The sequence below is a fragment of the Angustibacter aerolatus genome, assembly GCF_054776675.1.
In genome coordinates, this window is the sequence record NZ_BAAHBM010000043.1 from 21,434 (window position 1) to 28,699 (window position 7,266).

6 protein-coding genes and 1 pseudogene are annotated in these 7,266 nt (G+C 75.8%); 3 read left to right on the top strand and 4 right to left on the bottom strand.

Features of this window, described 5'->3' with window-relative positions:
• Positions 1 to 61 precede the first annotated feature (61 nt).
• On the bottom strand, positions 62 to 1,375 hold the full coding sequence (locus ACYVI6_RS11355) for an MATE family efflux transporter (RefSeq protein ID WP_460446477.1): 1,314 nt from the start codon (positions 1,373 to 1,375) through the stop codon (positions 62 to 64).
• Between the two features lie 311 nt (positions 1,376 to 1,686).
• Here ACYVI6_RS11355 and dnaB point away from each other — a divergent pair, with 311 nt between their 5' ends.
• A complete protein-coding gene (dnaB, locus tag ACYVI6_RS11360; protein ID WP_460446478.1) occupies positions 1,687 to 3,063 on the top strand; it encodes a replicative DNA helicase in 1,377 nt (458 codons plus the stop codon).
• A gap of 29 nt (positions 3,064 to 3,092) precedes the next feature.
• On the opposite strand, the gene ACYVI6_RS11365 is transcribed toward dnaB, so the two are convergent.
• Complete coding sequence (locus tag ACYVI6_RS11365) at positions 3,093 to 3,551, bottom strand: hypothetical protein (protein WP_284288979.1); 459 nt, start codon at positions 3,549 to 3,551, stop codon at positions 3,093 to 3,095.
• Between the two features lie 95 nt (positions 3,552 to 3,646).
• On the opposite strand from ACYVI6_RS11365, the gene ACYVI6_RS11370 reads away from it, so the two are divergent.
• Positions 3,647 to 4,009, top strand: a complete 363-nt coding sequence (locus tag ACYVI6_RS11370; protein ID WP_460446479.1) for a cupin domain-containing protein — start codon at positions 3,647 to 3,649, stop codon at positions 4,007 to 4,009.
• Here the strand turns inward: ACYVI6_RS11370 and ACYVI6_RS11375 are convergent.
• Complete coding sequence (locus tag ACYVI6_RS11375; protein ID WP_460446480.1) at positions 4,006 to 4,296, bottom strand: DUF1905 domain-containing protein; 291 nt, start codon at positions 4,294 to 4,296, stop codon at positions 4,006 to 4,008. The genes ACYVI6_RS11370 and ACYVI6_RS11375 overlap by 4 nt on opposite strands.
• A gap of 88 nt (positions 4,297 to 4,384) precedes the next feature.
• Between ACYVI6_RS11375 and ACYVI6_RS11380 the strand changes: the two genes are divergently transcribed.
• Positions 4,385 to 5,101 (top strand): DUF1801 domain-containing protein, encoded by a 717-nt coding sequence (locus ACYVI6_RS11380; protein WP_460446481.1) that lies wholly within the window; start codon positions 4,385 to 4,387, stop codon positions 5,099 to 5,101.
• Here ACYVI6_RS11380 and ACYVI6_RS11385 read toward each other — a convergent pair.
• A pseudogene (locus ACYVI6_RS11385) lies at positions 5,070 to 7,266 on the bottom strand (hypothetical protein); the annotation flags it as partial. The gene ACYVI6_RS11380 and the pseudogene ACYVI6_RS11385 overlap by 32 nt on opposite strands.

Here is a 7,266-nt window from a genome sequence, read left to right on the forward strand (position 1 = left end):
ACCCCTGCCCGGGGTGCGGGCCCGTCGCCGTCCCCCCGCCGGCAGGTAGGGGTCGGGCCGGTCAGGGGTGGGTGGCGCCGGTGACGAGCCAGCGGTCGCCGCGGGCCCTGGCGCCGAGCAGCAGCGCGCGCAGCGCCATGAACACCGCGAAGCCCCACCACAGGCCGCCCGCGCTGACGTCGCCCTGCCGCACGAGCAGCGCCACCGGCAGGTACGCGAGCAGCAGCACCGCGTGCGCGCCGGCGAGCCACCGGCCGTCGCCGGCGCCGATGAGCACGCCGTCGAGCACGCCGACCCACCCCATGAGCGGCAGCTGCAGCGCGAGCACGACCAGCGCCGCCGACAGCGCCGCGCGCACGGCCGGGTCGGCGGTGAAGAGCACCGGCAGCACGCCGTGCAGCGCGAGCACCAGGGCACCCAGGGCCGCCCCCGCCAGGGTGCCCCAGCGCAGCACCAGCGCGGTGAGCGACCGGGCGGCCGCGACGTCGCCGGCCCCGAGCGCCCGACCGGTGAGCGCCTGGGCCGCGACGGCCAGGGCGTCGAGGGCGAAGCCGCCGAAGGTCCAGACCGTCGCCGACACCTGGTAGGCCGCCAGGGTCACGGGGTCGCCGGACGCCGCCACCCAGGTGGTCACGAGCAGCACCGCGCGCAGCAGCACGCTGCGGACGAACAGCGGCAGCCCGTCGCGGGCCGCCACCAGCACCCGCCACGGGTGCGGGCGCAGCGGCACCCGACCGGCGCGGCGCAGCACGACGACGACCAGCGCGACGCCCAGGCCGGTCTGCGCGATCACGGTGCCGAGCGCCGAGCCGGCGATGCCGAGGCCGCCGGGGTAGACCAGCACGACGTTCAGCGCGACGTTCGCGGTGAAGCCGACGAGGGCCACCAGCAGCGGCGTGCGGGTGTCCTGCAGACCGCGCAGCACGCCGGTCGCGGCCATCGTCACCAGCATCCCCGGCAGGCCGGCGGCACTGACCCGCAGGTAGGTGACGGCGTCGGCCGTCACCGCACCGCCGGCTCCGAACGCCCCGGCGACCGGCAGGGCCGTGACCAGGAGTCCCGCGCCGACCGCCACCCCGAGCACGACCGCCAGCCACACGCCGTCGAGCCCGCTGGCCACCGCCTCGCGCACCCGGCCGGCGCCGAGCCGGCGCGCCACCGAGCCGGTCGTGCCGTAGGCGAGGAAGACCAGCACGCCGGCCGCGCTCGACAGCGCGGCCGACGCGACGCCGAGCGCGGCGAGCGGCACGGTGCCGAGGTGGCCGACCACGGCGGCGTCGGCCAGCAGGAACAGCGGCTCGGCCACCAGGGCGACCAGCGCCGGCAGGGCCAGCCGCGCCACCTCGTGGCCGCTCGCGCGTGGCCGCCCGGTCACCGCGCCTCCATCCAGAAGTTTCTGTCGTCCACACCGCGTGGACGACGTCCGTGCAGGTCACAGCGTTGCCAGCCCGTGATCCCCAGACTTGTCCACAGCTGTGCACAGGCGTCGTCCACCGGTTCGGGGCACCTGTCCACACGTGGTGCACAGGGCCGTCAACAGGCGCGTTTGGGGCTCGCCCGGCCGGCGTCGTAGCGTGCCGGAGCACCCTTGCACACCGGCCGCCGCCGGCGTTGTCGGTGGCGGGTGCTGCACTGGCTCGTGGTGCTGGTGGGACGACTGAGGCGAGGGGTGGGCCGGCTGTGACGATGACCGACGCGGGGGCGCCGACGTACGACCGGGCGCCGGACGGGCCGGGCGAGTCGTTCGACCGCACCCCGCCGCAGGACGTCGCCGCCGAGCAGTCCGTCCTCGGCGGCATGATGCTCAGCAAGGACGCGATCGCCGACGTCGTCGAGGTCGTGCGGGCCAACGACTTCTACCGTCCGGCGCACGAGCTGGTCTTCGAGGCGATCACCGACCTCTACGGCCGGGGCGAGCCGGCCGACGCGGTCACCGTCTCCGACCACCTCACCAAGCGCGGCGACCTCGGCCGGGTCGGCGGCGCGCCGTACCTGCACACGCTCATCTCCTCGGTGCCGACCGCCGCCAACGCCGGGTACTACGCGCGCATCGTCCGCGAGCGGGCCGTGCTCCGGCGGCTGGTCGAGGCCGGGACGAAGATCGTGCAGCTCGGGTACGCCACGACCGGCGGCGACGTCGACGACCTGGTGAACGCCGCCCAGGCCGAGGTCTACGCGGTCACCGAGCGCCGCAGCAGCGAGGACTACCTGCCGATCGGCCAGATCATCGAGCCCACGGTCGACGAGATCGAGGCCGCCGGGCACCGCGGCGAGGGCATGGTCGGCGTCCCCACGGGCTTCTCCGACCTCGACCGGCTCACGAACGGCCTGCACGCGGGCCAGATGATCGTGCTCGCCGCCCGCCCCGCGATCGGCAAGTCGACGATGGGCCTCGACATCGCGCGCTCGTGCTCGATCCGCAACGGCCTCGCCTCGGTCATCTTCAGCCTCGAGATGAGCCGCACCGAGATCACCATGCGCATGCTGAGCGCCGAGGCCCGCATCCCGCTGCAGAAGCTGCGGCAGGGCAAGCTCGAGGAGTCCGACTGGACGAAGCTCGCCCGCACCATGGGCGAGCTCAGCGACGCGCCGCTGTTCATCGACGACAGCCCGAACATGTCGCTGATGGAGATCCGCGCCAAGTGCCGCCGCCTCAAGCAGCGCCACGACCTCAAGCTCGTCGTCATCGACTACCTCCAGCTCATGTCGAGCGGCAAGAAGGTCGAGTCGCGCCAGCAGGAGGTCGCCGAGTTCAGCCGCGCGATCAAGCTGCTCGCCAAGGAGCTCGAGGTGCCGGTCATCGCCATCTCGCAGCTCAACCGCGGCTCCGAGCAGCGCACCGACAAGCGCCCCCAGATGAGCGACCTGCGCGAGTCGGGCTCGATCGAGCAGGACGCCGACATGGTGATCCTGCTGCACCGCGAGGACGCCTACGAGAAGGAGTCCCCGCGCGCCGGCGAGGCCGACTTCATCGTCGCCAAGCACCGCAACGGCCCCACCGACACCATCGTCGTCGCCTTCCAGGGCCACTACTCCCGCTTCGTCGACATGGCCGCCTCGTAGCGCGCGGTTCCCAGAGCACGCCGAGCGGATCACGCCGAGCCGGGCTCCGTCGCCGGAGCGTCGAGGCGGGCCAGGTCGCGGGCGTACTTGCGGCGCAGTCGGTCCTGCGTCGTCTCGTCGAGTGCGGCCAGGCGCGCGGGGTCGCTGTTGTCGGCGATGTCGGCGCGCTTCACCCGGACGGCGCGCGGCCCGGCGGCACGGATGCGGTCGACGTACCGGGTGCGCGGTTCGTACGGGTGGTGGGTGAGCGCGACGACGTCGGTGACGAGGTGCCCGGGGATGCCGGCGGCGACCAGCCGGGCGGCGTCCCAGCCGGCGCGGTCCTCGAGCACGTCGTGCAGCAGCGCGACCACCTGGTCGCCGGGGTCGTCGAGCCGCGCCGCGACCCGTTCGGGGTGGGTCGCGTACGGCCGACCGGCCTTGTCCGTCTGGCCGTCGTGGGCCCGTCGGGCGATGGCGCGGGCGCGGGCGACGAGAGGATCATCCACGCCCGGCAACCTAGTGTCGGCGGCTGGCAGGATGTCGCGGCTCGTTGGCGCCTGTGGACGACGACGTCGACGGTGGGCTCGACCAGGCTGGGGCCATGAGCGACGTGCAGCAGAAGGTGGCCCTCGACGCGGTGGCCGGCGGGCTCGACGAGTACTGGTCGCAGCGGGTGGTCGGGTCGGCGAACGGCAACCTGTTCAAGGTGGCCAAGGGGATCGGGTCGACGAACTGGCACAGCCACGACGACCAGGACGAGACGTTCGTGCTGCTGCACGGGCGGCTGACGGTGCAGCTGCGATCGGGCGACGTGCACCTCGAGCCGGGCGACCTGTTCGTGGTGCCGCGCGGCGTCGAGCACTGCCCGGTCGCCGACGAGGAGGCGCGCTTCCTGCTGGTCGGGCCCGAGATCACCTCGACCGCTGCGGGCGGCAAGCCCGACTGGAGCCGGCAGCAGGCCTAGAGCACCCCGAGGTCGAGGGTGATGTCGTCGCCGACGTCGACGCCGCGGGCTCGGCGCACCGCCTGCTTCAGGGGCAGCACGTAGCAGCCGCGGCCCTTGTCGGGGAACACCGACGTGCGCCAGACGGTGGTGCCGGCGCGCACCTCGACGGGGACGGCGCCGAAGCCGCGGGCGGGGACGGCGGCCTCGGCGATCTCGTCCGACAGGTCGTCGGGCAGCGAGACGAAGGCCCAGCCGCTCTGGGCCTCCCACGGCCAGATGCGGGCGCGGAACGTGCGCGGCTCCATGGGCGCATGGTGCCGCACGCCGAACCGCGATGAGTCCGGGCCGGCGGCGCCGTCCACCCTGCAGGACGTCGGAGGGAGGCTCGCCGTGGTGACCGTCGACCCGAGGGTGGACGCCTGGATCGAGGCGCTGCCGGACTGGCAGGCGGCGATCTGTCGCGAGGTGCGGGCGGTCGTGCACGCCGTCGACCCCGAGATCGTCGAGACGATCAAGCGGACGACGCAGCCGTACTTCACGTTGCAGGGCAACGTGTGCGCGCTGCTCGCCGCGAAGGACCACGTGAACGTCTTCGTGTACGACGGCGGCCTGGTGCCCGACCCGCACGGCGTCGTCACCGGCGGCCACGGCAACAGCACGGCGCGCACCGTCGCGATCCGGCGCGGCGAGCCGGTGCCGTCGGCCGCGCTGGGCGACCTGCTGCGGCAGCTCGTGGCCGACAACCGGGCCGGCGGCTGGCGACGGCTGAAGCAGCAGCGCGCTGCGGGCGACCCGCGCGTCGAGGCCTACCTCGCCGCGCTGCCCGCCGACACCCAGCCGACGGCGCGCCGTGTGTGGCAGACGATGCGCGACGCGGTGCCCGGCAGCGGCGAGACCATCAGCTACCAGATGCCCACCGTGACGCTGGACGGCGTGCGCCTGGTGCACCTCGGCGCCTGGAAGCAGCACCTCGGCGTCTACCCGGTGCCCGACCTGCCCGAGCTCGCGCCGTACCTGGCCGGGCGCGGCACCGCGCGCTTCGGGTACGACGACCCGCCGCTCGACCTCGTCACCCGCCTCACCCGGGCGCTGGCGGCGCGGCGGGATTGACCGCGTCGACCAGCCGCACCCGACGCCGGGGCGGTGCGTCGGGCAGCCAGGTGCGGCGGACGCCGGGTTGCTCGCCGGCCGGCACGTGCACGACGTCGCGGCGCTCGGCCAGCACGTGCGCCCGCCCGTCGTCGCCTCGCCAGGTCGTCACCTCCAGCCGCCGCTCGACGCGACCGCTGCGGCTGCTGACCACCAGCACGGACGCCGACCCGTCGGCCTGCGGTGCGAGGGCCCGCAGCCGCGCGAGGTCCGCCGTCGCGAGCGGCAGGTCGCAGAGGCCGTGTGCCGCCAACCGCCCCGGCAGGCCGCCGGCGTCCGCCGCGTCCGCCGCGTCCTCGGCCTCTGTCTGACCCCAGGCCGCGAGCGACCGGGACGGCGGTGGTGCGGTCTCGATGCCGGTCCGGCCCGGCCCGATCGAGGAGTCCGCGCCGCCGGGGGCTCCCTCGGCGGCGAGCGATCTGGGCTCGACGAACCGCCGCGCCTGCGCGGGTGGTCGCAGCGCGGCGTCGGCGGTCTGCTTGGCGCGCTCCCAGCGGGCGGCGACGGTGGCGACGACGGCCTCCTGGTGGTCGAGCAGCTGGCCGAGCTGCTGCTGGGACGACGGCGCAGCCCCCTCGTGGGCGAGCACCACGCGGTCCTCGCGCAGCTGGTGCAGCAGGGTGGCGGCGTCGCGCAGGGCGGTCGCGTCGGCAGCGGGCTGCTCGGCACCCGGCGGCACGACGAGCGGCGGCACGCCGTCGGGCAGCCCCAGGTGCGGCAGGGCCGAGCGGGGCACCCGCAGGGTCACGCCGCCGGGCACGTCGACCCGCCAGGTGCGGCCGCCGGCCCGCACCCGCCACGCCAGGTCGTACCCGATGCGGACGTGTGGCCCGTGGTGCCGCACGCGCGAGCTGCCGGTGCTCCACCCGCTCAGCTGCGTGGCCACCACCTTCGCCGGCTGGTAGACGGGCACCGGCAGCGAGGCGCTCAGCGAGACCGCACCGGTCGACGCCACGGGCACGCCGGCCGCGCCCGTCCCGGCCTGCTGCGACCGGATGACCCGCTCGTCGCCCTCGACGTGCGGCGGCGGGTCGAGCAGCTCGGCGACCGGGTCGTCGACCACCGTGGTGGCCGCGCCGGTGGTGCCGCGCACGACCGGTCGGTGCAGGGTCGCCTCGACCGTCACGTGCCGCAGCAGCTCGACCGGCTGCTGCACCTGGGCGCGCAGCAGGCTGTGCACGGCGGCGGACGACGTCACGTCGTCGACCCGGCGGTCGGCGTCCAGCAGGGTGGTGACGTGGTCGGGCACCACGGCGCGGACGGCGGCCCGCAGCGCCTCGCGCAGCGCACCCCGGCCGGCCACCGGCTCGGGCGACGCGGTGCCGTGCGGCCAGGGTGCGCCCTCGGTCGCCTCGTCGGGCGCCGTGGTGCCCCAGCTCGGCGCTGCCCGGGGCAGGTGCACGCTCGGCAGGCCCTCGGCGTCCGACTCGGCGCGCACGGTGACCGGGTGCGCGGCGGGCACCGAGACGCGCAGCCGCTCGTGCCGGTGCACCGCGTCGAGGTGCAGCCACAGGCGCCCGCGCCAGGTCCAGGCCGCGCGCACGCCCGATGACTCGTGCCGCACGGTCCGGCTGAAGCCCGACGCGCCGCTCGTCGAGTGCTCGTGGGTGCCGGCCGAGACGAGCTGACCGCTCAGGGCGCCGGCGTGCACGCCGGGGTCGCCGCCCGCCTGCGTGCCGGCGAACTGGCTGGCCGGACCGGTCGAGCCGGGGGCGACGGTCACCTGGGGCAGCAGCGACACCTCGGTGGTGGCCCGGCCGAGGTGCGAGGTGCCCGACAGGCTGGCGCCGGTGACCGTCGTCCGCAGCGTCGCGGGGGCGGGCGGCAGGCCGTCGAGCACGGCGGGGCCGTCGGGCTCGAAGCGCAGCACCACCCGGGCGATGCTGTGGTCGAAGCGCGCGGCGTCCGCCACCAGGTCGGTGCCGACGCCGTCGAACAGCGCGGTGCCGTGGTGGGCGGGGTCGTGCAGCAGGTCGCCGACCCGGCGCCGCGGGTGCGCCGCCGCCGGCGCCTCGGCGAGGAAGCGTGCGGCGACGTCGGCGGGGACGGCCGCGACCAGGTCGTCCAGCAGCCGGGCCGCGGCGGCGGCGGCGAGCCCGTCGACGGCGGTCACCGCGCCCTGTGGC